The sequence below is a fragment of the Dermacoccus sp. SAI-028 genome, from assembly GCF_004346775.1.
Classification (GTDB): domain Bacteria; phylum Actinomycetota; class Actinomycetes; order Actinomycetales; family Dermatophilaceae; genus Dermacoccus; species Dermacoccus nishinomiyaensis.
In genome coordinates this window covers 1,973,105-1,997,501 of record NZ_SMFS01000001.1, presented here as the reverse complement: position 1 = coordinate 1,997,501, position 24,397 = coordinate 1,973,105, and the positions used below count along the sequence as shown (strand labels likewise).

The window sequence follows — 24,397 nt, the reverse complement described above, 5'->3', positions numbered from 1 at the left end:
CGTGGCACACGAGCGATTCGTCGCCGAGCACGGCGGCGAACTCACCCGGAACCTCGCGATCACGAGGCAAGATGGGTGTATGACCGACGTCACGTTCGACCACGCCTCACTCCACGTGCGCAGCCTCGACGACCCCGAGGGGTTCTGGCTCGAGGCCGCCAGCGGCGTCGACTGGATCACCCGACCCAAGGGGGCGCTCGACGCCTCGAGCGCCCCGCTGTACCGCTGGTTTCCCGACGCGCGGCTCAACACCTGCTACAACGCGCTCGACCGGCACGTCATCGCCGGCCGCGCCGATCAGCCGGCGCTCATCCACGACAGCGCCGTCACCGGCACGAGCCGCACGTACACCTACGCCGAACTGCTCGACGAGGTCGCCCGCCTCGCCGGGGTGCTCCAGGCGCTCGGGGTGGAGAAGGGCGACCGGGTCGTCATCTACATGCCGATGATCGCGGAGGCCGTCATCTCGATGCTCGCCTGCGCGCGCATCGGGGCGGTGCACTCGGTTGTGTTCGGCGGCTTTGCGCCCACCGAGCTGGCCGCACGCATCGACGACGCCCAGCCCAAGGTCGTGCTGTCCGCGAGCTGCGGCGTCGAGCGCACCCGCGTCATCGAGTACAAGCCGATGCTCGACGCGGCACTCGCCCGCGCGTCGCACGAGGTGGGGCACTGCGTCATCGTGCAGCGCCCGCAGTGCGAGGCGAGCCTGGGGGAGAAGGACTTCGACTGGGCGCAGGTCATGGCGCCTGGTGCGGTGCAGCCCGCCGGCTGCGTCGCCGTCGCGGCCACCGACCCGCTCTACATCCTCTACACCTCCGGCACGACGGGGCGGCCGAAGGGCATCGTGCGTGACAACGGTGGCCATGCCGTGGCCCTGACGTGGTCGATGAAGCACGTCTACGGCATGGAGGCCGGTGACGTGTGGTTCACGGCCAGCGACGTCGGCTGGGTGGTCGGCCACTCCTACATCGTCTACGCGCCGCTGTTCGCGGGCCTGACGACGGTGCTGTACGAGGGCAAGCCCGTCGGCACCCCGGACGCCGGCGCGTTCTGGCGCATCGTCGAGCAGTACGGCGTCGCGGGCCTGTTCACGGCGCCGACGGCGATCCGCGCGATCAAGAAGGAGGATCCGGACGGCTCGTTGATCGCCGGGCACGACCTGTCGTCGTTGCGGACGCTCTTCCTCGCCGGTGAGCGCCTCGACCCCGACACCTACGCCTGGGCGCACGACAAGCTCGGGGTGCCGGTCGTCGACAACTGGTGGCAGACGGAGACGGGGTGGCCCATCGTCGCGAACCCGGTCGGCATCGAGTCGTTCGCGCCGAAGCCCGGATCGGCGACCAAGCCCCTGCCCGGCTACGACGTGCAGGTGCTCGCGCCCGACGGCTCGCCCGTCGAACCAGGCGTCGAGGGTGCCGTGTGCCTCAAGCTGCCGCTGCCGCCCGGTACGCTCGCGACGCTGTGGGGTGGCGACGAGCGCTACGTCAGCTCCTACCTGTCCGCGTTCGAGGGCTACTACCTCACCGGTGACGGCGGCTACATCGACGACGACGGGTACGTGTGGGTCATGGGCCGCACCGACGACGTGCTCAACGTCGCGGGGCATCGCCTGTCGACGGGCGCCCTCGAGGCCGCGCTCGCGGGGCACCCCGCCGTCGCCGAGTGCGCCGTCATCGGGGTCGCCGACCAGCTCAAGGGCCAGGTGCCGCGGGCGCTCGTCGTGCTCAAGGCCGGGCGGGAGTACACCGACGACGAGTTGCTCACCGTCCGCGACGAACTCAAGGCGCGCGTGCGCGCCGAGGTCGGGGCGCTCGCCTCGCTCAGCGACGTCGACGTCGTCCAGGCCCTGCCGAAGACGCGATCGGGCAAGATCCTGCGCAAGACGATGCGCCAGATGGCCGACGGTGAGACGCCCCAGGTGCCCGGCACGATCGAGGATGCCAGCGTCCTCGACGCTCTCGGTGAGGTGCTGCGCCACCACTCGTGACGTTCGCGACGCCGCGCGGCGTCGTCCGCGCCGGCTATGACGAGCTGGTGCTGCACCTCGGCGCGGCGGCTGCCGATCTCGGCGCATGCCGAGAACGGTTCGTCCCCGGCACCGCATCGGTCCCGGGGACGAACGCTACGTCACTCGAACTCAGCCGAGCTTTCGAAATCAGCCGAGCTTCGTCACCTCGAGCGTCACGCCGTGCTGACGCAGGCGCTCGGCATACGGCGCCCCGAGGGCGACGGCGGGCGTGAGGACGCCGCCGTCCGCCTCGCCGGGCAGCGTCGGCAGGTCGCCGAGCGCCAGCGTCACGGCCGCCTCGCCGAGCATGACGGCCGTCGCCTTGTAGCCCGGGTCGCCCTGCGAGGCGACGATCGAGCGGTAGCGGGCGCCGCTCGTCGTCGTCGAGCGGATGTCCATGCGGAAGAAGCCCTTCTCGCGCGCTTCCTCGCTCGGGCCGCTGCCCGGCGCGGGGACGAGGCGTTCGAGCAGCGGGCGCAGACGCTTGACGCCCATCGCGCCGAAGCCCGCCCCCAGCGCACCCGCGACGGCGTACGCCATCGCGCGACCCTTGACGCCCTTGCCGGCCTTCATCACCTCGCGGTAGCGGAAACCCGAGCCGTACGCGTGGCCGAGCAGCGCGTTGCTGCGGCGCACGATGCGCGTGTTGTAGGAGGCCATGAGGAACGGCGCGACCCACGCGTCGACGTCGTCGGAGTACCACACCGACAGCGAGTCCTTGAACTCGCCGCTCGGCTCGCGCGAGCGGTCGGGGGAGAGGGAGAACTTGTCGCCGGCGATCTTGCGGCGAGCGGGGTCGTCGGCGATGTCGTCGGCCTGCTGCATCGCCGAGGCGATCGTCCCGCCGCTCATGCCGCCCTTCATCGACGCGTACTCGGTCGTCGCCGTGAGCTCCCCGTCACCGGCCTCACGCGCCGTCTGGGCGAGCAGGAAGACGCCGAGGTCGGAGGGCACCGAGTCGTAGCCGCACGAGTTGACGATGCGTGCGCCGTTCGCGCGGGCCGTCGCGTCGTAGCGGTCGATGCAGTCGTGGGCGAAGAGCACCTCGCCGGTGAGGTCGACGTAGTGGGTGCCGGCCTCGGCACAGGCGCCGACGAGCGGCAGACCGTGGCGCGCGTACGGGCCGACGGTGGAGATGACGACGCGTGCCCGGTTCGCGAGGGCGTGCAGCGACGCCTCGTCGCCGGAGTCGGCTGTCACGATGCCCCAACCGGCGGCGGCTGCGGCCTCGGTGCTCAGGTCGTCGCGCACCTTCTCGACCTTCGAGGCGGTGCGTCCGGCGAGGGCGATGCGGATGTCATTCGGCGCGTGCTCGGGGAGGTGCTTCGCGACGAGCCGGCCGACGAACCCGGTCGCGCCGTAGAGGACGATGTCGAATTCTCGCGTCGTATCAGTCATGCTCCGCAGGCTACCGGTGAGTCACCTGCGCTGCCCACATACCTGAGGGGGGCCTCGATTACTCGTGTGGCCACATTGTGTGCGAATCTGTCCGCATGATGGATGGTGTGGCATGGCGCTGAGTGCATTCGAACTGTACTCGATCGGTATCGGACCCTCGTCGTCCCACACCGTCGGTCCGATGCGAGCCGCGGGGCGGTTCCTCGAATCCCTGCGCGAGGCAGGGCTCTTCGACGACGTCGCGCGCGTCCAGGTCGAATTGTGCGGGTCGCTCGGGCAGACCGGCCACGGGCACGGCTCCGACAAGGCGGTCGTCCTCGGCCTGATGGGTGAGGACCCGGAGACGGTCGACACCGACACCGCGGACGCGCGTTTCCACGCGGTCAAGGAGACCCACCGCCTTCTGCTCGGCGGCCTGCGCGCGGTGCCCCTCGACGACGACGACCTCGTCCTGCACCGCCGCAAGACGCTGCCCGGGCACCCGAACGGCATGATCGCTCGGGCGCTCGGCGCTGACGGATCGGTGCTTCTCGAGCGCGTCTACTACTCCGTCGGAGGCGGGTTCGTCGTCGACGAGGACGCGCTCGGCGCCGACCGTGTCGTGCAGGACACGACGCCCGTCGAGTTCCCGTTCAACACGGGCAAGGAACTGCTCGAGATCTGTGCGCGCACGGGTCTGCCGATCAGCGAGGTCATGATGCGCAACGAGCTGTCGTGGCGCACCGAGGAGGAGGTGCGCTCGGGCATGCTGCACCTGTGGTCGGTCATGGATCAGTGCATCACCAACGGTTTCTCGACCGAGGGCACCCTCCCCGGCGGGCTCAAGGTGCCGCGCCGCGCCCCCGCCATCCACCGTGCGCTGCAGCAGCAGGTCGAGCCCGGCTACCCGATCGACCCGCTCGATGTCATGGACTGGGTCAACCTGTTCGCCATGGCCGTCAACGAGGAGAACGCCGCGGGCGGGCGCGTCGTCACCGCGCCGACGAACGGTGCGGCCGGCATCATCCCCGCCGTCCTCAAGTACTACGTCAAGTTCGTCCCCGGCGCGGATGAGGACGGCATCGTCCGGTTCCTGCTGACGGCTGCGGCCATCGGCATCCTGTTCAAGGAGAACGCCTCCATCTCGGGCGCCGAGGTCGGCTGCCAGGGCGAGGTCGGCTCGGCGTGCGCGATGGCGTCCGGTGCGTTGTGCGAGGTCATCGGCGGCAACCCCGAGCAGGTCGAGAACGCCGCCGAGATCGGCATCGAGCACAACCTCGGCCTGACGTGCGACCCTGTCGGCGGGCTCGTGCAGATCCCGTGCATCGAACGCAACGCGATCGCCTCGATGAAGGCGATCAACGCCGCTCGCCTGTCGCGTCGCGGTGACGGCAAGCACACCGTCAGCCTCGACCAGGCGATGAAGACGATGCGCGAGACCGGCCGAGACATGAGCGTCAAGTACAAGGAGACGGCACGCGGCGGGCTGGCCGTCAACGTCATCGAGTGCTGACGTCCGGGCGAGCGGCGGCCGTCACCGGGTCTCACTGAGGCGCTGAGTGGCGACGCCTCGCGTCGTGAGCGATGGTTCGTCGCAGCGGGCTCGGGGGCGGTTGTCAGACGTCTCGTACACAATGGGGGCGTGACCACCCAGCGCACCGTCTCCCTGCTCGGCTCCACCGGTTCGATCGGCACCCAGGCGTGCCAGATCGCGCGGAACAACCCCGAGCGCTTCCGCATCGTCGCGCTCAGCTCCGGCGGGCGTGACCTCGAGCTCGTCGCGCGTCAGGCCGTCGAGTTCGACGTCGAGCTCGTCGGTATCGCCTCCGGTGACGCGGCACGGCTCGAGACGCTCATCGCCGATGCGGCGTCGGGCGCAGGCAAGCAGGTTGTCAGCCGCGTCGTCAGTGGTGACGACGCGTCGGTGCAGGTCGCGAGCGTCGGCGCGGACGTCGTGCTCAACGGCATCACCGGTTCGATCGGTCTGCGCCCGACGATCGCAGCGCTCGAGGCGGGCAGCACGCTGGCGCTCGCGAACAAGGAGTCGCTCATCGTCGGTGGCCCGATCGTCAAGCGTCTCGAAAGGCCCGGGCAGATCGTGCCCGTCGACTCGGAGCACTCGGCCATCGCGCAGGCGCTCACCTCCGGTACGCACGACGAGGTTCGCAAACTCGTCGTCACCGCCAGTGGAGGGCCGTTTCGCGGCATGAGCCGCGCCGAGCTGGCCGACGTCACACCCGCACAAGCCCTGAAGCACCCCAACTTCGCGATGGGCAAGGTCATCACGACCAACTCGGCGACGCTCGTCAACAAGGGCCTCGAGGTGATCGAGGCCCACCTGCTGTTCGACATCCCGATCGATCGTGTCGAGACGGTTGTGCACCCGCAGCAGTACATCCACTCGATGGTCGAGTTCGTCGACGGCGCCGTCGTCGCACAGCTCGGCCTGCCGACGATGCTCGTGCCGATCGCGATGGGCCTCGACTGGCCGCACCGCATCGCGGGCGTGGAGACACCGATCGACTGGACGAAGGCGATGGACTGGCGGTTCGAACCTCTCGACGACGAGGCGTTCCCCGCCGTTCGCCTCGCCCGTCAGGTGGGCGAGGCGGGCTCGACGTACCCGGCCGTCTACAACGCGGCCAACGAGGAGTGCGTCGAGGCCTTCCACGGTGGGCGCATCGGCTTCCTCGACATCGTCGAGACCGTCGAGAAGGTCGTCGACCAGCACGCGCCCGAGAGCGGCGAACCTGACGTCGACGCCGTCCTCGCCGCAGAGACATGGGCGCGCCGCGCCGCGCACACGCTGATCGAGAAGGGGCTGCGCTGATGCTGTTCGTCCTCGGGGTGCTGTTCATGATCGTCGGCGTGGCTGCCTCGATCGCGCTGCACGAGATGGGGCACATGGTGCCCGCGAAGAAGTTCGGCGTCCGCGTGCCGCAGTACATGATCGGCTTCGGCCCGACGCTGTGGTCGAAGAAGCGCGGCGAGACCGAGTACGGCGTCAAAGGCATCCCGCTCGGCGGTTACGTGCGCATGATCGGCATGTACCCGCCGAAGGCGGGCGACCCGGACGGCTCCGTGCGCGCCTCGTCGACCGGTCGGTTCAGCCAGCTCGCCGACGAGGTGCGTGAGCAGACCTTCGAGGAGCTGCGCCCCGGTGACGAGAACCGCGTCTTCTACAAGCTCAAGACGTGGCAGAAGGTCACCGTCATGTTCGGTGGGCCGTTCATGAACCTCGTCATCGCTGCGGTCGTCATGACCGTCATGGTGTGCGGCGTCGGCCTGCCGAAGCTCACCGGCACGAAGGTGACGTCGCTGACGACGTGCCTCACGAAGGTCGAACCCGGTCAGAAGTGCCCGGCGGGGCAGGAGGCGCCGGCGGCCTCGAGCGGGTTGAAGCTCGATGACGTCATCATCTCGGTCGCGGGGCAGAAGGTGAACAGCAACCTCGAGGCGACCCGCGTCATCCGCGCGCACGGCGGCGAGAAGATCCCGTTCGTCGTCGAGCGTGACGGCCGGCAGCAGACGCTGCAGGTCACGCCGAAGACGACGAAGGTGGCGAAGCTCGACGCCGACGGCAACCCCGTCACCGACGCGGGTGGCCAGAACGTCATGATCGACGCCGGGTACGTCGGGCTGTCGATCGGTCAGTACACGTTGCAGCGTCAGGGCCCGGGTGCTGTCCCCGGCATGCTCGGCACGAGCATCAAGCAGACGGCGGGCGTCGTGCTGCACATCCCGGAGAAGATGAAGGGCGTCGCCCAGGCGGCGTTCAGCGACGAGGCGCGCGATCCGAACGGGCCGATCTCCGTCGTCGGGGTGACGCGCATCGCGGGCGACGTCGCCGAGTCGTCGAAGGTCGAACTCGGCCAGAAGGTGCTGCTGCTGCTCAACCTGCTCGCCTCGCTCAACCTCGCGTTGTTCGTGTTCAACCTCATCCCGCTGCTGCCCCTCGACGGCGGCCACATCGCGGGTGCGCTGTGGGAGGCAATCAAGCGGCCCATCGCGCGGGCGCGCGGCGTCGCCGGCCCCGTCTACGTCGACGTGACGAAGGCGCTGCCGGTCGCGTACGCCGTCTCGCTCGTCCTCATCGGGATGTCGGTGCTGCTCATCTACGCCGACGTCGTGAAACCCATCACCATCCAGTGAGTCTCGGCCCAGCCCAGGGCGTCGCGCGGCAGTCGTAAGATGGGCTCATGTCGGTTTCTCTCGGTATGCCCTCGGCGCCCGCGCCGGTCATCGCTCCTCGTCGCAAGACGCGCAAGATCAAGGTCGGCAAGGTCGAGGTCGGGGGAGACGCCCCCATCTCGGTGCAGTCGATGACGACGACGCCGACGACCGACATCAACGCCACGCTCCAGCAGATCGCCGAGCTGACGGCCACCGGGTGCGACATCGTCCGTGTCGCGTGCCCGAGCCAGGACGACGCGGAGGCGCTGCCCGCCATCGCTCGCAAGGCGCAGATCCCCGTCATCGCCGACATCCACTTCCAGCCGAAGTACGTCTACGCGGCGATCGAGGCGGGGTGTGCGGGTGTGCGCGTCAACCCGGGCAACATCCGCAAGTTCGACGATCAGGTCAAGCAGATCGCCAAGGAGGCGAAGGACGCCGGGGTCTCCATCCGCATCGGTGTCAACGCCGGTTCGCTCGACAAGCGACTGCTCGAGAAGTACGGCAAGCCGACGGCCGAGGCGCTCGTCGAGTCGGCCGTGTGGGAGGCGTCGCTGTTCGAGGAGCACGACTTCCACGACTTCAAGATCTCCGTCAAGCACAACGACCCCGTCGTCATGGTGCGCGCCTACGAGATGCTCTCCGAGCGGGGCGACTGGCCGCTGCACCTCGGTGTGACCGAGGCCGGGCCCGCGTTCCAGGGCACGATCAAGTCGGCGACCGCGTTCGGCGCGCTGCTGAGCCGCGGCATCGGCGATACGATCCGCGTCAGCCTCTCGGCCCCGCCGGTCGAGGAGGTCAAGGTCGGCAACATGATCCTGCAGTCGCTCAACCTCAAGCCGCGCAAGCTCGAGATCGTCAGCTGCCCGAGCTGCGGGCGCGCGCAGGTCGACGTCTACACCCTCGCCGAGCAGGTGACGAAGGGCCTCGAGGGCATGGAGGTGCCGCTGCGCGTCGCCGTGATGGGCTGCGTCGTCAACGGCCCCGGTGAGGCGCGCGAGGCCGACCTCGGCGTCGCCTCCGGCAACGGCAAGGGCCAGATCTTCGTCAAGGGTGAGGTCATCAAGACGGTGCCGGAGAGCCAGATCGTCGAGACGCTCATCGAGGAGGCGATGCGCATCGCCGAGGAGATGGGCGAGGACGCGGGCGCCGACGGCGCCGGCCCCACCGTCTCGGTCGGCTGACGCCGGCATGCTGCGACGTTCGGGGGTGCGAGCCCTCGACGCCGGCGACCGCGCCGGCGCGCGGGCGTTGTGCGACCTCGACCCGGTGACGAACGTCTTCGTCGCCGCCCGCCTCGACGAGGGCGCGCTCGGTTCGACGAGCGCTGCCTTCGGTCTCGACGGTGACGTTGGCCAGCCACTCGCGGCAGGGGCGGACTCTTCGGGGTTCGATGCCGACGGGCTGGGTCGAGGCGGCGCTCGCTCGCTCGAGTCCAGTCAACGGCCGCTGCGCTCGATGCTGTGGGCGTCGGCGAATCTCGTCCCCGTCGAGGCGAGCCCTGACGATCTGGAACGCTACGCGGCCCGCGTCAAGTGTGCGCGACGCCGCGTCAGTTCGCTGTTCGGGCCGGCCGAGCAGGTGCTGCCGCTGTGGCAGCTCGTGTCGCGTTCGTACGCGCCGGCGCGCTCGTTCCGCCCCGAGCAGCCGCTCATGGTCGCCTCGCGGGAGGCGCGCGAGCGTCAGGGCATCGAGCCCGAACCGCGCGTGCGCCTGGCCCGACTCGACGAGGTCGACGCCATCGTGCCTGCGGCCGCGGCGATGTTCACCGAGGAGATCGGCTACGCGCCCTACGTCGGCAGTGCCGCGGCCTACCGCGCCGGGGTGCAGCGCCTCGTCATGGGTGGGCGCACCTTCGTCCTGATGGACGGTGCGCGCGTACGGTTCAAGGCCGACGTCGGATCGCTCGCCTCGGGCGTGGCACAGATTCAGGGTGTGTGGATCGACCCCGCCTGGCGCGGCCGCGGGCTCGCCGCACCGTGCATGGCGCGCGTCGTCGACCTGGTCGAGGCGGAGCTCGCGCCCACCGTCAGCCTCTACGTCAACGGGTACAACACCCCCGCGCTGCGTGCGTACGAACGCGCCGGGTTCGAACGCGTCGGGACGTTCGCGACCGTCATCCTCTGATGCGGCGGCGCCGTCGCAGAGGCGACGCGGTGGCACCGCTTATCGATGGGACGAGCGCCCTGCCCCCGCACTTCGACCCGTTTCAACGGCGTTGTCAGGGCGATGTGATGGGGTGGGGGCATGAATCCTGTCACCGGTCTTCGTGAACTTCCGCCCCTGATGCGCGGGCTCGTCGGCGCGTACGTCGTCTCCGGCGTGACGCACCTCGTGCGCCCGCAGGTGTTCGAGCCGACCATTCCGCCGCTGCTACCCAAGGCGCGCGAACTCGTCTACCTCAGCGGTGTCGCCGAACTCGTCTGCGCCGCGGGTCTCGTCAACCCTGCGACGCGCCGAGCCGCGGGTTACGCCTCTGCCGCCCTGCTCGTCGCCGTGCTGCCCGCGAACGTCGAGATGGCGCGTCAGGCGCAGGCGAGTGTCCGACGCCGCTCCACGCCGGGCAAGCAGGCGCGCCTCGCCGGCATGCTCGCGCGGGTCCCGGCGCAGTGGCCGCTCATCAAGGCGAGCCTCGACATCGCTCGCCGCTGACGAGGGCTCGCGAGGCCGACCGTGCGCCGTGCGTGGGTCGCCGTCACTGTGGGTGACGGTTCGCGCCGGACTGATGGGCCCGCGCCGCATTGGCGGGCCCGCGCCGTGCGGTCGGCGTAGACTCCTGCGCGCAGACGCCGCCCGGGCACCGGGCCGGCGATCTACAGTGGCGGCATGACTGACGTGTTCGCGCTCACACCAACCAATCAGGCCGACGTCATGGCCGGGTTCGACGCCGTCGACGCCGACGAGGCGCTCAAGGACGCGGCGAGCGCGTTCGCCTCGCACGAGCATGCCGACGTTCTCGGCCCCCTGCGCGAGCTCGGTGTCATGGCCGGCAGCGAGGAGGCTCGCGAACACGGCATGGCTGCGAACACGTTCACGCCGCGGCATCGCGCCGTCGACCGGTTCGGCGCGCGTACCGACGCCGTCGAGTTCCACCCGTCCTGGCACTGGCTCATGCGCCGCGGCGTCGAGTTCGGTCTCGCGGGCGCGCCCTGGCAGGACGCGTCGGCGGACGCTCACCTGCGGCGGGCAGCGGGCTTCATCACGTGGTCCGGTGTCGAGCCCGGGCACGTCTGTCCGCTGACGATGACCCATGCCGCCGTCCCCGCCCTGCGCGCGGACGAGGCGCTGACGCAGCGTTACGCCGACGGCCTCGCGGCGAGCGTCTACGAGCCCGGCGATCTGCCCGCGGCGAGCAAGGAGGGGCTGCTCGCGGGGATGGGGATGACGGAGAAACAGGGCGGCTCCGACGTGCGCACCAACGTCACCGAGGCCACCCCGTCGGGTTTCGACGACGACGGCGCCGCCGTCTATTCGCTGCGCGGGCACAAGTGGTTCACGAGCGCGCCGACGAACGATCTGTTCCTCGTCCTCGCGCAGGCTCCCGGCGGGCTGACCTGCTTCGTCGTGCCGCGCGTGCACCCTGACGGCACTCGCAACGCGCTGCGCATCGTCCGGCTCAAGGACAAGCTCGGCAACCGCTCCAACGCGAGCAGCGAACTCGAGTTCCACGACGCCTACGCCACTCGCCTCGGTGACGAGGGTGCGGGCGTGCGCACGATCATCGAGATGGTGAGCGCGACGCGGCTCGACTGCGTCCTCGGCTCGGCCGGGCTCATGCGTCGCGCGACGAGCGAGGCGGCCTGGTACACCGCGCGTCGGCATGCCTTCGGCGGCGTCCTCGCCGACAAGCCCGCGATGCAGAACGTCCTCGCCGATCTCGCGATCGAGTCGGAGGCCGCGACGGCGCTCGGCATGCGCCTCGCGGCGAGCGTCGACCGTATCGAATCAGGCGATCCCGGCAGCGAGCACGAGCGCGCGTTCCGTCGCTTCGCACTGCCGCTCGCAAAGTTCTGGGTGTGCAAGCGCACGCCGATGCACGTCGCCGAGGCCCTCGAATGCCTCGGCGGCAACGGGTACGTCGAGGAGTCGGGCATGCCGCTGCTGTTCCGCGAGTCGCCGCTCAACTCGATCTGGGAGGGCTCGGGCAGCGTCAACGCCCTCGACGTCCTGCGCGCCCTGACGCGTTCGCCGGAGGCGTTCGAGGCCTTCAGCCGCGAGCTCGACGTGACCCGCGGCGACCACCCCGGGCTCGACGTCGCGACGAAACAGGTGCTCGCCGACGTCGTGTCGTTGACGCCCGACGACGCGGAGTACCGCGCCCGCGACATCAGCGCTCGAATGGCCGTCGTCCTCCAGGCGAGCCTGCTGCTGCGCAGCGCGCCGTCGAGCGTCAGCGACGCGTTCATCGCGAGCCGCGTGCAGGGGGAGTGGGGCGGCGTGTTCGGCACCCTCGGCACGTCGGCCGCGAGCGCCGCCATCGCCCGACGCGCGACGCCGCGGCCCTGACGCCCTGGCGGTCAGGTGAACAGCCCGCCGAGGCCGCCCTGCTCGTTCGTCGAGGGCATGAGCTTGGCGGCCCACTCCGCGAACGCCTGCGGGTTGCGTGACTGCAGGAGCACGCGCCCGGGCCCGACGAAGTTGAAACGAGCCCTTCACCGGACTTCATCGACTGGATCGAGCGTCCTTCGACCGCCCGACGCGTTGTGAACTGCATCCCCAGGTCGTAGGCGATGACGTGCCCGGTGTGGATGACGTCACGCTCGCCCGGAGCGAGGTCCATGACGTCGACCGCGCCGTAGACGCTGAGGCACTGACCGCTGGCCTCGAGGCCGAAGCCGCCCTCGCCGCCGAAGAGGTTCGTCATGCCACCGAACTGCGAGGTGACCTCCGTGCCCTCGCTGTTGGCCATCCAGTTGCCGCGGGCGACGAAGCAGGGGCGATCGGGCTGGATCTCGAGCGCCAGCATGCCGCCGGGCAGGACGCCGGCGATGTCGCCCCACCCGCCCTCGGCGGGGGCGGTGTACGTCGTCGAGAAGAAGGACTCACCGCAGAGCACGGAGCGCTTGAGCCCCTTCATGATGCCGCCGCTGGCGGCCTTGCTGGAGATCTGCACGCCGGGCGAGTGCGCAGGAGACGGGAGACGGCGAAGGACGGATTGTGACGCAGTCGAATCTGCATGGATCTCAGGAAGGCCTCGCGGCCCGAGCGTCGGGTGGATGCGGGCCGTGCACGCCCTGGGCGGGCCGGGATAGTGTGGGGCCGAGTCACGCGGAGCGACCGCGACACGACCCGAGGAGAGACCGTGGCCCAGCGCATGTCCAACCTGTTCCTGCGAACGCTTCGCGAGGATCCGGCGGACGCCGAGCTGCCGGGCCACAAGCTGCTCGTGCGCGCCGGCTACATCCGACGCGCCGCGCCCGGCGTGTACACGTGGTTGCCGCTCGGGCTCAAGGTGCTGCGTAACGTCGAGACCATCGTCCGCGAGGAGATGGAGGCCATCGGCGCCCAGGAGCTGAGCTTCCCCGCGCTGCTGCCGCGCGAACCCTATGAGGCGACGAACCGCTGGGACGAGTACGGCCCCAACCTGTTCCGCCTGCAGGACCGCAAGGGCGTCGACATGCTCCTCGGCCCGACGCACGAGGAGATGTTCACTATCACGGTGAAGGACATGTTCTCGAGCTACAAGGACCTGCCGACGACGCTGTTCCAGATCCAGACGAAGTACCGCGACGAGGCCCGCCCGCGCGCCGGCCTGCTGCGCGGGCGCGAGTTCATCATGAAGGACTCGTACTCCTTCGATCACACGAAGCAGGGCCTCGAGGAGAGCTACGCCAAGCACCGCGGCGCGTACGTCAAGATCTTCGACCGCCTCGGCTTCGAGTACGTCGTCGTCCACGCCGACTCGGGCGCGATGGGCGGTTCGGCGTCGGAGGAGTTCCTCGCCGTCAGCCGCCACGGTGAGGACACGTTCGTCCGCTCGCCCGGCGGTTTCGCCGCGAACGTCGAGGCCGTCGTCGTGCCGCAGGCCGAGCCCGTCGAGGTGAGCGTCGGCCCCGCACACATCGAGGACACCCCCGAGACCCCGACCATCGAGACGCTCGTCGCGGCCCTCAACGCGAATCACCCGCGCGACGACGGACGCGAGTGGACGGCTGCCGACACACTGAAGAACGTCATCGTCATGCTCGTCCACCCCGACGGCACGCGCGAACCGCTCGCGATCGGCGTGCCCGGCGATCGCGAGGTCGACGCCAAGCGCCTCGAGGCTCAGGTCGCTCCGGCCGACGTCGAGGCGTTCGAGGAGAAGGACTTCGCCGCCTACCCGATGCTCGCGAAGGGCTACATCGGCCCGGGCGTGCTCGGCGAGGAAAAGGCCTCCGGCATCCGTTACCTGCTCGACCCCAGCATCGCCGAGGGCTCGGCGTGGGTGACGGGCGCCGACGTCAGCGGCAAGCACGTCATCGACCTCGTCCACGGCCGCGATTTCACCGCCGACGGCACGATCCAGGCGGCGCAGATCAAGGAGGGCGACCCGGCCCCCGACGGTTCGGGCCCCCTGACGCTCGCGCGCGGCATCGAGATGGGTCACATCTTCCAGCTCGGCACGAAGTATGCCGAGGCGCTCGGGCTCAAGGTGCTCGACGAGAACGGCAAGCTCGTGACGGTGACGATGGGCTCCTACGGCATCGGCGTCTCCCGCGCCGTCGCCGCCATCGCTGAGGACAACCTCGACGACAAGGGCCTCATCTGGCCGCGTCACATCGCGCCGTTCGACGTCCACGTCGTCGCCACGGGCAAGGACGCCGCGGTCTTCGAGAAGGCGGAGCAGGTCGTCGCCGACCTCGAGTCGGCCGGGCTCGGCGTCCTGTTCGACGACCGTCCGAAGGTCAGCCCCGGCGTGAAGTTCAAGGACGCCGAGCTCATCGGCGTCCCGACGATCGTCGTGCTCGGGCGCGGCCTCTCCGACGGCACGATCGAAGTCAAGGACCGCCGCTCGGGCACCTCGCGTGACGTCGGCGTCGACGAGGTGGCGGCCGAGGTGCTCTCCGAGGTGCGCGGCGCCTGATCCCACCCTGCGTCACGAGAGCCACCACGGCCCGACGTGGTGGCTCTCGCGCGTCGAACGGCCGCCGCCCCGGTCACGAGCGGCGCGGGCGCGGCGGTCACGGACTGAGAGACGTTTGCGGGCACGCGGCGCGCGGCCCAGGATGACGGGGTGAACGACCCGGGAACCCTGACGCTCACCCTGCTGGCGCTCGCGGCGGCCTGCGCGGGATGGATCGACGCCGTCGTCGGCGGAGGCGGGCTCGTGCAGTTGCCGGCCCTCATGGTCGCGTTCCCGCACGCCGCGCCGGCCCAACTGCTCGCGACGAACAAGCTGGGTTCGATCTGTGGCACATCGGTGAGCTCGGCGACGTACCTTCGGCGGGTGCGTCCCGATCTGCGCACCGCGCTGCCGCTCGCCGTGATGGCATTCGCCGGTTCGATGGCGGGTGCGGCGCTCGCCAGTCACATCCCGCGCAGCGCGTTCAACCCGATCATCCTCGTCGTCCTCGTCGCCGTCGGCGCGTACACGCTGTTCAAGCCCTCGATGGGGCAGCTCGAGAACCTGCGGCACGCGGGCAGCCGGCGCCATTACGCGACGGCGGGTGCCATCGGCCTGGGCGTCGGCCTGTACGACGGCGCGCTCGGCCCGGGGACGGGCTCGTTCTTCGTCTTCGCGCTCGTCAGCCTGCTCGGCTACCGCTTCCTCGAGGCCTCCGCCAAGGCCAAGCTCGCCAACTTCGCGACGAACCTCGCCGCCCTCGTCGTGTTCATCCCGGCAGGTGCGGTGGCCTGGCGTGTCGGCCTCGTGCTCGGCGTCGCGAACCTCGCAGGCGGCTATCTCGGCGCCCGGACCGCCGTCTCGAAGGGGGCCGGGTTCGTGCGCGCCGTGTTCGTCGTCGTCGTGGGGGCCTTCGTCGTCAAGCTCAGCTACGACACCACCGCGCAGTTCGGCCTGCTCTGACGCTCAGCCGCGCCCGGCGTCTCACCGGCCACCACGGCTCGAGCGTCCGGCGGCGGCGGGTGCCGTCACCCGTCAGGACGCCGGCTTGGCGTCGCAGCCGAACGCACCCATCGTCGCGGTCGTCTTGGCGTAGGATGCTGGGTTCTGCGACGGGGTGGCCAGCTCGACGACGCGCGTCTTCTGGTCCTGATAGGTGGGCTGGTACGTCATCGATTGGCTGATCTTGCCGCCCGCGTCGCGCGTGAAGGTGACGCTCGCGTACGCGCCGTCCGCCGTGCCCGGCAGATATGCGGCCTGCTGGCCGGAGAACAGGTTGCCGAGGGCGTAGGAGACGTACCGTCCGTCGATCTTCTGGCACGGCTGCACGATGTGCGGATGGTTGCCGATGATCCAGTCGACCTGCCCAGAGCGCAGCAACGCGTCCGCGTACTTCTTCTGCTCCGCCGAGACAGGCTTGTACTCGATGCCCCAGTGCATCGAGACGACGACGATGTCGGCGCCCTGCTTGCGTGCTTCGGCGGCATCGGCCTCGATGCCTTCCGGGGTGCGCACCGAGTACAGGTTGTCCGCGACCCAGGGCGCGTCCTTGGGAGTGCCCGTCTGGTCGCCGTTGATACGGTTGTCGAGCGTGTAGCTGTACGACAGTTGCGCGACCTTGAACCCCTTGGCCTCGTAGAACACGGGCTGGCCCTTCTCGCCGGCGGACGCGGCCGGGCCGGCCGCCTGCAGACCGTTCGCGGCCATGACGCTGCGCGTGCTCGCCAGCCCTGAGAGGCCGCGGTCGTAGGCGTGGTTGTTGGCCGTCGAGCACCCGTCGAACCCGATGGACTTCACCGTCGTCGCGAACTCGTGGGGCGCGTTGAAGCTCAGCTCGCGCGCCAGGTTCGTGTCGTCACGCGACAGCGGGTTCTCCATCTGGCAGATGCGTAGATCGCCCGCCTTCGTGACGGGGGAGACCTGGCCGAAGAACTGATCGAAGCGGTACCCCGTGCCGCCTGCGGCACGACGGGCCATCTGCGTGATCGACGGGTGGACGATGAGGTCGCCCGACGCGCCGATCGTGATGCTGCCCGGCTTGTTCTTGACCGGCTCCGGGGGAGCGAGCGAAGAGCTCGCCGAGGGGCTCGCACTCCGACCGGAACTGCTCGACGCGCCGGCCTTCGATGACGCCCCGGAGCCCGAAGCGCCGCCCGTGTCGTGCGAGCTGCCCGAACAGGCCGTGAGAGCGAGCAGCGAGATCAGTGGTGCGGCGGCGGCCGCGCGTCCCCGAATGCGCATGGAACAAGTTTATTCCCGGCAGGCCTGCTCAGGTCGCGAGGCCCGGGAACGGCGACACGCTGCCCCCACCGAAGCGCACCGTGCGGGCCGCGCTCGACCACGCGAGCAGCAGCCCGTTGACATCATCGGCGCTGCGCGTGCCCGTCGCCGCGACGGCGCACGCCGACATCACAGCCGCGGCCGCCTTGCCCGCATCGGCGCGGGCCGCGGCGAGCGAGTCGTAGCGGCGCGCGGGCGCAGCGGGGCTCGCGGAAGCAGACGATGACGACGACGGCGACCCCGATGACGCCGACGATTCCGCGAGCGAGCGCACGGCGTAGAGGTCGTCGAGCAGGCCGGGGACGTCGCCGCGATCGTCGGGATCGGTGCGCGCCGCCCACCACTCGAGCGCGTGGATCGTCACCGCGTTCGCCTCGAGCAGCGCCGACGACGAGGGCACCGACGCCGTCGCGGACCACGGCACGGAAACGCCACCCGGCAGCGAGCTGAGCCCGCGCGCGGCGATCGACAGGGCGAGAGGCCTCGATGTCGCCGAAACCTTCTGCAGGCTCGCGCACAGCGCGGGGGAGGCCCAGTCGCTCTCGGCGCGGGTCCACGCCGTCGCGGCGGGGCTGCTGCTCGCCGAGGGCGACGACGCCGGGACGCTCGCGCGGGAGCTCTTTCCGGACGCCGACGCCGATGGCGACGCGGACGCTGACGCCGACACGCTGGGCGCGGCAGTGGCGCTGACGCTGGGCAGCGACGTCGCGCCGATGCCGCGCAGCGTCGCGTCGAGTCGTTTGAGTTCGGCGACGTGGGCGCCGCGCGCGTCGGCGGCCTCCCGGCGGTGGTTCGTCTCCTGGCTCGCCGCGCTCATCGCGACCACGAGGTGACGACGCACAGCCTCGAGGGGGCCCGAATCGGGCGCCGGTGCCGCCGTCGGCCCCGGCAGGGGCGCGTCCTTCTCCACGCGCAGCCTGCATGCGCTCGTGGTGGTGAGGACGACGGCGGCGAGCGCGGTGCGGCGGGTGAGACGAGCATCGGGCATGGGCACAGTCTGGCACGCACTGGCCGCGCGTTCCGGCGGGCGGTGACGCCAGGCGCACCGTGGGCGCGTCAGGCTCACCGCGCCTTCCCACAGGATGAACACCCCGTTATCCATCATTTGCAGTTTTGCTGAACCGAAGACAAGGTTATGTACTTCGAGCCCGAGAGAAACGACGAAGGAGCGGACGATGACGACGACGAGTGAACGTCCCCGCGCCACGCAGCGCACGGCCAAGCCCGAGGGGCAGTGGGCCAAGGGCGAGTTCGACCCGCTCAACCCGAACGAGGTCTTCAAGGCCGAGGACGCGCCCCTCAACGTGCGCGCCCGCATCCTCGAGCAGTACGCCCGCGAGGGCTTCGACAGCATCTCGGGCACTGACCTGCGCGGCCGCATGCGCTGGATGGGCCTGTACACCCAGCGCAAGCAGGGCATCGACGGCGGCAAGACGGCGACGCTGGCGCCCGAGGAGCTCGACGACGAGTACTTCATGATGCGCGTGCGCATCGACGGCGGGCAGCTCTCCCGCGAGCAGCTGCGGGTGCTCGCGAGCATCTCCACCGATTTCGCACGTGGTACGGCCGACATCACCGACCGCAACAACATCCAGTACCACTGGATCGCGATCGAGGACGTGCCGGAGATCTGGCGCCGTCTCGAGGCCGTCGGTCTCGACACGCTCGAGGCCTGCGGTGACTGCACGCGCACCACGCTCGGTTCGCCGGTGGCCGGCGTGCACCCCGACGAGGTGATCGACGCGACCCCCGCGATCGACTTCATCAAGGCCAACTACGTGGGCGACCCGGATCTCGCGAACCTGCCGCGCAAGTTCAAGTCGTCGATCGCGTGGCTGCCCGACGCCGCCCCTGAGATCAACGACATCAGCTTCGTCGGCGTCGTCCACCCCGACCACGGCCCCGGCTTCGATCTGCAGATCGGGGGAGGGCTGTCGACGAAGGCGTTCTTCGCGCTGCGCCTCGGTGCCTGGGTGCCGCTCGAAGAGGTGCCCGAGGTCTGGCTCGCGACCGTCAAGCTGTTCCGCGACCACGGCTACCGCCGGCTGCGCAACCGCGCGCGTCTCAAGTACCTCGTCGAGGACTGGGGCGCCGACAAGACGCGTGAGGTGCTGGAGCGCGAGTACCTCGGGCGCCCCCTGCTCGACGGGCCCGCCGCGCCCACGCCGAAGCACACGATCGACCACGTCGGTGTGCATCGTCAGAAGGACGGACGCAACCTCGTCGGGTTCGCGCCGATCGCAGGGCGCACGAGCGGCGCGGCGCTCGCGGGCGTCGCCGACGCGATGGAGGCCGCCGGCAGCGACCGGCTGCGCCTGACCGCCTACCAGAAGCTCGTCGTCCTCGACGTGCCCGACGACGCCGTCGAGCCGCTGCTCGAGACGATGCGGCCGCTGGGCTTCGACGGGCGTCCGTCGCCGTGGCGCCGCGCGACGATGGCGTGCACGGGCCTGGAGTTCTGCAAGCTCGCCATCGTCGAGACGAAGCAGCGAGCCCACGACCTCGTCGCCGAGCTCGAAGAGCGTCTCGCTCACCTCGACGACCAGCTCGAGCACCCCATCGCGATCCATCTCAACGGCTGCCCCAACAGCTGCGCCCGCATCCAGGTGGCGGACATCGGTCTCAAGGGCCAGATCATCACCGACACCGCCGGCGAGCAGGTGCCCGGCTACCAGGTCCACCTCGGCGGTGGCCTGGGCGAGGATCTCGTCGTCGGGCGCAAGCTGCGCGCCCACAAGGTCGCCGCGAGCGAGCTGGGCGACTACGTCGAGCGCGTCGTGACGCGGTACATAGCCGCACGCGAGAGCGGCGAGAGCTTCGGCGACTGGGCCCGCCGCGCCGACGAGGAGGAGCTGCGATGACGCAGGTCGTGCGCGAGCCCGACGAGCTGCGTCGGATCGCCATTCGGGCCGCTGGCCAGCTCGACGGTGCACCGGCGGACGCCGTGCTCGATTGGGCGGCCGCGGAGTTCGGGGAACGCTTCGCCGTGGCCACCTCCATGCAGGACGCCGTGCTGACGCATCTCGCGTCGCGCAGCCTGCCCGGCGTCGACGTGCTCTTCCTCGACACCGGGTACCACTTCGAAGAGACGCTGCAGACCCGCGACGCGGTCGCCTCGACGTACGACGTCACGCTGCGCACCCTCGAACCGTCCCAGAGTGTCGCGCAGCAGGACGCGACGTACGGAGCGAACCTCTTCGAACGCGACCCCGATCTGTGCTGCACGCTGCGCAAGACCCACCCGCTCGACGAGGCCCTCGACGGCTACGAGGCGTGGGCCACCGGGGTGCGTCGCAGCGAGGCGATCACGCGGCGCGACACACCGGTCGTCAGCTTCGACGAGCGCCGCGAACGCATCAAGGTCGCGCCGATCGTCGCGTGGAGCGACGCCGACGTCGAGGCCTACATCGCCGAGCACGCCATCGTCACGAACCCGCTGCTCACCCAGGGCTACCCCTCGATCGGGTGCGCCACGTGCACCCGCCGGGTGGCGCCGGGCGAGGACGCGCGCGCCGGACGCTGGGCGGGCCGCGACAAGGTCGAATGCGGGATCAACACATGAGCGCCGCGACCGTGTGGCTCACGGGCCTGTCCGGAGCGGGCAAGTCGACGCTCGCCGAGCGCCTCGTCGCCACCCTGCGCGAGCGGGGCGAACGCGTCGAACTGCTCGACGGCGACGAACTGCGCACCTCCCTCAGCGCCGGCCTCGGGTTCTCCCGGGCGGACCGGAACACCCACGTGACGCGCGTCGGTTTCGTCGCCGACCTGCTCGCCCGCAACGGTGTGTGGGCGATCGTGCCGGTCATCGCCCCGTACGCCGATGCACGCGCCGAGAACCGCGCACGCCACGAGCGCAGCGGTAGTCGCTACCTCGAGGTCTTCGTCGCAACGTCGCTCGAGGAGTGCGCGCGACGCGACGTCAAGGGCCTGTACGCCCGGGCCGAGGCCGGCGAATTCACCGGAATGACAGGCCTCGACGACCCCTACGAGGTTCCGACCAACCCCGAATTGCGTCTCGAGGCCCAGGGCCGCTCGATCGAGGAATCCCTCGCCGAGATCCTGCGTCTCATCGACGAGGAGAGGACACCCGCATGACCGAGACGATGACGCCACCGGACGTCTCCACGAACCCCGCCGGCGAGCTGTCGACGTTGCGGGCACTCGAGGCCGAGGCCATCGAGATCATCCGCGAGGTCATCGCCGAGTTCGAACGCCCTGCGCTGCTGTTCAGCGGCGGCAAGGACTCCGCAGTGCTGCTGCACGTCGCACTCAAGGCGCTCGCCCCCGCGCCGTTGCCGCTGACGCTGCTGCACGTCGACACCGGCCACAACCTGCCTGAGGTCATCGCGTTCCGGGACGAGGTCGTCGCCCGTCATGGCCTGCGCCTCCACGTCGCGGCGGTCGAGGACTGGATCGCCGACGGCCGCCTGCAGGAACGCCCCGACGGCACCCGCAACCCCCTGCAGACCGTGCCGCTCGTCGACACCATCGAGACCGAGCGCTTCGACGCGCTGCTCGGTGGGGCGCGCCGTGACGAGGACAGGGCGCGCGCGAAGGAACGAATCTTCTCCGTCCGCAGCGCGATGGGCGGTTGGGACCCGCGCGGGCAGCGTCCGGAGCTGTGGAACCTCTACAACGGCCGTCACGCCCCCGGCGAGAACACGCGTGTGTTCCCGCTGAGCAACTGGACCGAACTGGACGTCTGGCGCTACATCGAGGCCGAGGACGTCGCGCTGCCACCCATCTACTACGCCCACGAACGGGACGTATTCCTGCGCGACGGGATGTGGTTGACACCTGGGCCGTGGTTCGGCCCACGTGACGACGAACCGCTCGTCACGAGGACGGTTCGCTACCGAACCGTCGGTGACGGCTCCTGCACGGGCGCCGTCGCCTCCGAGGCGCGGACGACGAGCGACATCATCGCCGAGGTCGCAGCCAGCCATCTGAGCGAACGCGGTGCCACCCGCGCCGACGACCGCCTGTCCGAGGCAGCGATGGAAGACCGCAAGCGAGAAGGGTACTTCTAGAGATGACGACAACCACAGCACAGCCACCCGCGCCGCATAGCGCCCGCAACGGGCTCGGCCAACTCCGTCTGGTCGTCGCCGGGAGCGTCGACGACGGCAAGTCCACCCTCGTCGGCCGGCTCCTGCACGACACGAAGAACATCCTGGCCGACACCTACGACTCGATGGTGGCCGCGAGCACCTCGCGCGGCGCCGAGCAGGTCGACCTTGCTCTCCTGACGGACGGGCTGCGCGCCGAGCGCGAACAGGGCATCACGATCGACGTGGCGTACCGGTACTTCTCCACGCCCCGGCGCACCTTCGTCCTCGCCGACACCCCGGGGCACGTGCAGTACACGCGCAACATGGTCACTGGCGCCTCCACCGCTGACGCAGCCGTCGTCCTCGTGGACGCGCGACACGGGGTCAGCGACCAGACGCGTCGTCACGCCGCGTTGATGGCGCTGCTGCGTGTTCCGCACGTCATCTTCGCCGTCAACAAGATGGATGCCCTCGAGTGGTCGCGCTCGCGGTTCGACGAGGTCCGGACCCAGGCGATCGACCTGGCCGACAGGGTGGGCCTCAGCGATCCCCGCGTCGTCGCGCTATCTGCGCTGACGGGCGAGGGGGTCGTCGCTCCGGCCCCCGACGGGTACGACCACCCGCCGCTGCTCGACCTGCTCGAGTCGCTACCCGTCCGCGATGACCTGCGGGCCGAGTCGTTCCGCATGCCGGTCCAGCTCGTCATCCGGCCTCGCACCGCCGAGCATCCGGATTATCGCGGTCTCGCCGGCCGCATCGCCTCCGGCGTCCTGCACGTCGGTGACCGTGTGCGCGCGGTGTCCGCGGGCCTGACGAGCCGGGTCGTCGCGATCGACACTCCGGTGGGCTCGCGTGAGGTGGCCGTAGCGGGCGAGTCAGTGACGGTGCGTCTCGGCGACGAACTTGACGTCGCTCGTGGTGAGGTCCTGTCGCTCGTGGCCGACCCCGATCAACCGGTTGCCGACTCCGAGGTGAGCGGAGTGCTCGCGTGGCTCGCGGCCGCGGACGGGCGTGTCCGTCAGCGCGTCCTCGTCAAGGCGGGCACCAAGGTGGTGCGCGCGGTCGTCGACGACATCACGCATCTGTGGGACGTCGAGACGAGCACGTGGCACGCAGCCGGCCCTGAAGCAGTGATGACGCTCAACACGATCGGACGAGTCCGTCTGCGTCTGGCCGAGCCCGTGGTGCTCGACCCGTACGACAGCCACCGGGCGACCGGCGCGTTCCTCGTCATCGATCCCGCGAGCGGCGCCACGCTCGGAGCCGGCATGTCGGGTGCGGGGCTCGGTTCGGGTGCGGACGACGACGCCGCGCAGCTCGAATCCGAAGAGGATTGGCTGGCTGGCTGACATGCGCGACGATCACGCACCTGTCGATGCCGTACACCGATCCCGGGCCCGATCACCCCAGATCGGGCGCCGGACGCTCCTCGGCGCCGGCCTCGCCGCCCCCTTCATGACACCGGCCCTGTCGGGGTGCGGGGCGGCTGAGGCGAGCCCGCATCGCCTGCGATTGGGGCACTTCTCGAACCTGACCCACGGCGTGGCCCTCGCAGGCATGGCCCGCGGAACGTTCGCGCGCCACCTGGGCAGCACGGCCATCGAGCGGCAGGTCTTCGACAACGGGCCCGCCGCCGTCCAGGCCATGCTCGCCGGCGCGATCGACGTCGCCTACCTCGGCCCGAACCCGGCGATCACGGCGTGGGTGCGGACGAAGGGCGCCGGAGTGCGCCTCCTCGCCGGAGCAGCGGAGAACGGCGCTGCGCTCGTTGCTCGTCCCGGAGTGAAGAAGATCGACGATCTGCGTGGGTGCAGCGTCTCCACGCCGCAGATCGGCGGCACCCAGGACGTAGCCCTCAAGACACTGCTCGCCGAGCACCACCTGACGACGGGGCCGGGAGCGGACGAGGTGGAGACCGTGTGGATGGCCAACTCACAGACTCTCGATCAGTTCCGCCAGGGGCGCCTCGACGCCAGCTACCAGGCCGAGCCATGGGTCTCTCGCCTCGTCGTCGAAGCCGGCGCGCACGTGCTCGTCGACGAGCGCACCCAGTGGCCCGACCACCGATTCGTGACGACGTGCCTGCTCGTCACCCAGGAGTACCTCGAACGCGCGCCTGCTCAGGTGGAGCAGCTCCTGGCGGCCCACGTCGAGACCGTGGAATGGATCAACAGCCATCGGGGCGCCGCGAGTGTGCTGCTCAACGCCGAGATCGGCAAGCTCAGCGGCAAGAAGTTGAAGCGATCGGTCGCCGAGCGGGCCATGGACAACGTGCAGTTCTCCTGGGATCCGTTGATGGCAAACATCGCGCAGGTCGCCGAACACACGTGGCGAACGGGCGGCATCGACGTCCGTCCCGACCTGCGCGGGTTGGCGGACCTCGACCCGCTCCGGCAGGTCCTTGCTGCACGCGCCCTGCCTGCGATCACCGACGCCGGTCTCGGCGTGCACAGAAAGGGCTGA

General features: G+C 70.2%; 19 protein-coding genes and 1 pseudogene. 16 read left to right on the top strand and 4 right to left on the bottom strand.

All coding sequences use genetic code 11. The annotated features are described in order from the left end of the window. Positions 1-79: 79 nt before the first annotated feature. Positions 80-1,987: an acetate--CoA ligase gene (locus EDC82_RS09105; RefSeq protein ID WP_062258485.1), complete on the top strand. Its 1,908-nt coding sequence runs from the start codon at positions 80-82 to the stop codon at positions 1,985-1,987. Between the two features lie 168 nt (positions 1,988-2,155). On the opposite strand, the gene EDC82_RS09100 is transcribed toward EDC82_RS09105, so the two are convergent. Further along, the gene (locus EDC82_RS09100; protein WP_131941224.1) at positions 2,156-3,406 is read right to left on the bottom strand and encodes a trans-acting enoyl reductase family protein; all 1,251 of its coding nucleotides are present in this window, start codon (positions 3,404-3,406) and stop codon (positions 2,156-2,158) included. A 112-nt stretch (positions 3,407-3,518) separates the two neighbouring features. On the opposite strand from EDC82_RS09100, the gene EDC82_RS09095 reads away from it, so the two are divergent. From EDC82_RS09095 to EDC82_RS09065, 7 genes are all read left to right on the top strand, one after another. After that, complete coding sequence (locus tag EDC82_RS09095) at positions 3,519-4,898, top strand: L-serine ammonia-lyase (protein WP_062258481.1); 1,380 nt, start codon at positions 3,519-3,521, stop codon at positions 4,896-4,898. Between the two features lie 129 nt (positions 4,899-5,027). Continuing rightward, complete coding sequence (gene dxr / locus EDC82_RS09090; protein WP_131941222.1) at positions 5,028-6,215, top strand: 1-deoxy-D-xylulose-5-phosphate reductoisomerase; 1,188 nt, start codon at positions 5,028-5,030, stop codon at positions 6,213-6,215. After that, positions 6,215-7,537, top strand: coding sequence for an RIP metalloprotease (locus EDC82_RS09085; protein ID WP_062257395.1), 1,323 nt, complete (start codon positions 6,215-6,217; stop codon positions 7,535-7,537). Before dxr ends, EDC82_RS09085 begins: the two co-directional genes overlap by 1 nt. A gap of 47 nt (positions 7,538-7,584) precedes the next feature. Beyond that, positions 7,585-8,742, top strand: a complete 1,158-nt coding sequence (ispG, locus tag EDC82_RS09080) for a flavodoxin-dependent (E)-4-hydroxy-3-methylbut-2-enyl-diphosphate synthase (protein WP_062257398.1) — start codon at positions 7,585-7,587, stop codon at positions 8,740-8,742. A gap of 7 nt (positions 8,743-8,749) precedes the next feature. Continuing rightward, positions 8,750-9,685, top strand: coding sequence for a DUF4081 domain-containing GNAT family N-acetyltransferase (locus tag EDC82_RS09075; RefSeq protein ID WP_006944855.1), 936 nt, complete (start codon positions 8,750-8,752; stop codon positions 9,683-9,685). 120 nt (positions 9,686-9,805) lie between these two features. Then, complete coding sequence (locus tag EDC82_RS09070; protein ID WP_062257400.1) at positions 9,806-10,210, top strand: hypothetical protein; 405 nt, start codon at positions 9,806-9,808, stop codon at positions 10,208-10,210. Between the two features lie 174 nt (positions 10,211-10,384). Next, positions 10,385-12,064, top strand: coding sequence for an acyl-CoA dehydrogenase family protein (locus EDC82_RS09065; protein ID WP_006944872.1), 1,680 nt, complete (start codon positions 10,385-10,387; stop codon positions 12,062-12,064). 175 nt (positions 12,065-12,239) lie between these two features. On the opposite strand, the pseudogene EDC82_RS15270 reads toward EDC82_RS09065, so the two are convergent. After that, positions 12,240-12,635: pseudogene (locus EDC82_RS15270) on the bottom strand (AIM24 family protein); the annotation flags it as partial. Between the two features lie 225 nt (positions 12,636-12,860). Here EDC82_RS15270 and EDC82_RS09055 point away from each other — a divergent pair. Together EDC82_RS09055 and EDC82_RS09050 are read left to right on the top strand one after the other, a co-directional pair. Next, the gene (locus EDC82_RS09055) at positions 12,861-14,624 is read left to right on the top strand and encodes a proline--tRNA ligase (RefSeq protein WP_115297187.1); all 1,764 of its coding nucleotides are present in this window, start codon (positions 12,861-12,863) and stop codon (positions 14,622-14,624) included. 150 nt (positions 14,625-14,774) lie between these two features. Beyond that, positions 14,775-15,566 carry a TSUP family transporter gene (locus EDC82_RS09050; RefSeq protein WP_062257406.1) on the top strand — a complete coding sequence of 264 codons (792 nt, stop codon included), beginning with the start codon at positions 14,775-14,777 and terminating at the stop codon, positions 15,564-15,566. A 72-nt stretch (positions 15,567-15,638) separates the two neighbouring features. Here EDC82_RS09050 and EDC82_RS09045 read toward each other — a convergent pair whose 3' ends face one another. Together EDC82_RS09045 and EDC82_RS09040 are read right to left on the bottom strand one after the other, a co-directional pair. Then, positions 15,639-16,844 (bottom strand): CapA family protein, encoded by a 1,206-nt coding sequence (locus EDC82_RS09045; protein ID WP_131941220.1) that lies wholly within the window; start codon positions 16,842-16,844, stop codon positions 15,639-15,641. Positions 16,845-16,872: 28 nt separating this feature from the next. Further along, entirely contained in the window at positions 16,873-17,871 is a 999-nt protein-coding gene (locus tag EDC82_RS09040) for a hypothetical protein (protein WP_131941218.1), read from the bottom strand. A gap of 187 nt (positions 17,872-18,058) precedes the next feature. Between EDC82_RS09040 and EDC82_RS09035 the strand changes: the two genes are divergently transcribed. Genes EDC82_RS09035 through EDC82_RS09010 form a run of 6 tightly spaced genes read left to right on the top strand, consistent with a single transcriptional unit; the run spans position 18,059 to position 24,397 of the window. After that, complete coding sequence (locus tag EDC82_RS09035; RefSeq protein WP_006944918.1) at positions 18,059-19,744, top strand: nitrite/sulfite reductase; 1,686 nt, start codon at positions 18,059-18,061, stop codon at positions 19,742-19,744. Beyond that, entirely contained in the window at positions 19,741-20,445 is a 705-nt protein-coding gene (locus EDC82_RS09030) for a phosphoadenylyl-sulfate reductase (RefSeq protein WP_006944887.1), read from the top strand. Before EDC82_RS09035 ends, EDC82_RS09030 begins: the two co-directional genes overlap by 4 nt. Then, positions 20,442-20,978 carry an adenylyl-sulfate kinase gene (cysC, locus tag EDC82_RS09025; protein ID WP_235006180.1) on the top strand — a complete coding sequence of 179 codons (537 nt, stop codon included), beginning with the start codon at positions 20,442-20,444 and terminating at the stop codon, positions 20,976-20,978. The genes EDC82_RS09030 and cysC overlap by 4 nt, the downstream gene beginning before the upstream one ends. Further along, positions 20,975-21,913, top strand: coding sequence for a sulfate adenylyltransferase subunit CysD (gene cysD, locus EDC82_RS09020; protein WP_131941214.1), 939 nt, complete (start codon positions 20,975-20,977; stop codon positions 21,911-21,913). Before cysC ends, cysD begins: the two co-directional genes overlap by 4 nt. Before the next feature lie 2 nt (positions 21,914-21,915). Beyond that, positions 21,916-23,283, top strand: a complete 1,368-nt coding sequence (locus tag EDC82_RS09015) for a sulfate adenylyltransferase subunit 1 (protein WP_200829292.1) — start codon at positions 21,916-21,918, stop codon at positions 23,281-23,283. A 1-nt stretch (position 23,284) separates the two neighbouring features. Next, positions 23,285-24,397: an ABC transporter substrate-binding protein gene (locus EDC82_RS09010; protein ID WP_006944875.1), complete on the top strand. Its 1,113-nt coding sequence runs from the start codon at positions 23,285-23,287 to the stop codon at positions 24,395-24,397.

What these genes read in the sequence shown, in the direction of transcription:
- EDC82_RS09075 (WP_006944855.1), top strand. Translation starts at nt 8,750, where the DNA reads ATGCTGCGACGTTCGGGGGTGCGAGCCCTCGACGCCGGCGACCGCGCC.
- EDC82_RS09040 (WP_131941218.1), bottom strand. Translation starts at nt 17,871, where the DNA reads ATGCCCGATGCTCGTCTCACCCGCCGCACCGCGCTCGCCGCCGTCGTC.
- EDC82_RS09070 (WP_062257400.1), top strand. Translation starts at nt 9,806, where the DNA reads ATGAATCCTGTCACCGGTCTTCGTGAACTTCCGCCCCTGATGCGCGGG.
- EDC82_RS09010 (WP_006944875.1), top strand. Translation starts at nt 23,285, where the DNA reads ATGCGCGACGATCACGCACCTGTCGATGCCGTACACCGATCCCGGGCC.
- EDC82_RS09035 (WP_006944918.1), top strand. Translation starts at nt 18,059, where the DNA reads ATGACGACGACGAGTGAACGTCCCCGCGCCACGCAGCGCACGGCCAAG.
- EDC82_RS09045 (WP_131941220.1), bottom strand. Translation starts at nt 16,844, where the DNA reads ATGCGCATTCGGGGACGCGCGGCCGCCGCCGCACCACTGATCTCGCTG.
- EDC82_RS09095 (WP_062258481.1), top strand. Translation starts at nt 3,519, where the DNA reads ATGGCGCTGAGTGCATTCGAACTGTACTCGATCGGTATCGGACCCTCG.
- EDC82_RS09100 (WP_131941224.1), bottom strand. Translation starts at nt 3,406, where the DNA reads ATGACTGATACGACGCGAGAATTCGACATCGTCCTCTACGGCGCGACC.
- ispG (WP_062257398.1), top strand. Translation starts at nt 7,585, where the DNA reads ATGTCGGTTTCTCTCGGTATGCCCTCGGCGCCCGCGCCGGTCATCGCT.
- EDC82_RS09030 (WP_006944887.1), top strand. Translation starts at nt 19,741, where the DNA reads ATGACGCAGGTCGTGCGCGAGCCCGACGAGCTGCGTCGGATCGCCATT.
- cysD (WP_131941214.1), top strand. Translation starts at nt 20,975, where the DNA reads ATGACCGAGACGATGACGCCACCGGACGTCTCCACGAACCCCGCCGGC.
- cysC (WP_235006180.1), top strand. Translation starts at nt 20,442, where the DNA reads ATGAGCGCCGCGACCGTGTGGCTCACGGGCCTGTCCGGAGCGGGCAAG.
- EDC82_RS09085 (WP_062257395.1), top strand. Translation starts at nt 6,215, where the DNA reads ATGCTGTTCGTCCTCGGGGTGCTGTTCATGATCGTCGGCGTGGCTGCC.
- EDC82_RS09065 (WP_006944872.1), top strand. Translation starts at nt 10,385, where the DNA reads ATGACTGACGTGTTCGCGCTCACACCAACCAATCAGGCCGACGTCATG.
- EDC82_RS09105 (WP_062258485.1), top strand. Translation starts at nt 80, where the DNA reads ATGACCGACGTCACGTTCGACCACGCCTCACTCCACGTGCGCAGCCTC.
- EDC82_RS09015 (WP_200829292.1), top strand. Translation starts at nt 21,916, where the DNA reads ATGACGACAACCACAGCACAGCCACCCGCGCCGCATAGCGCCCGCAAC.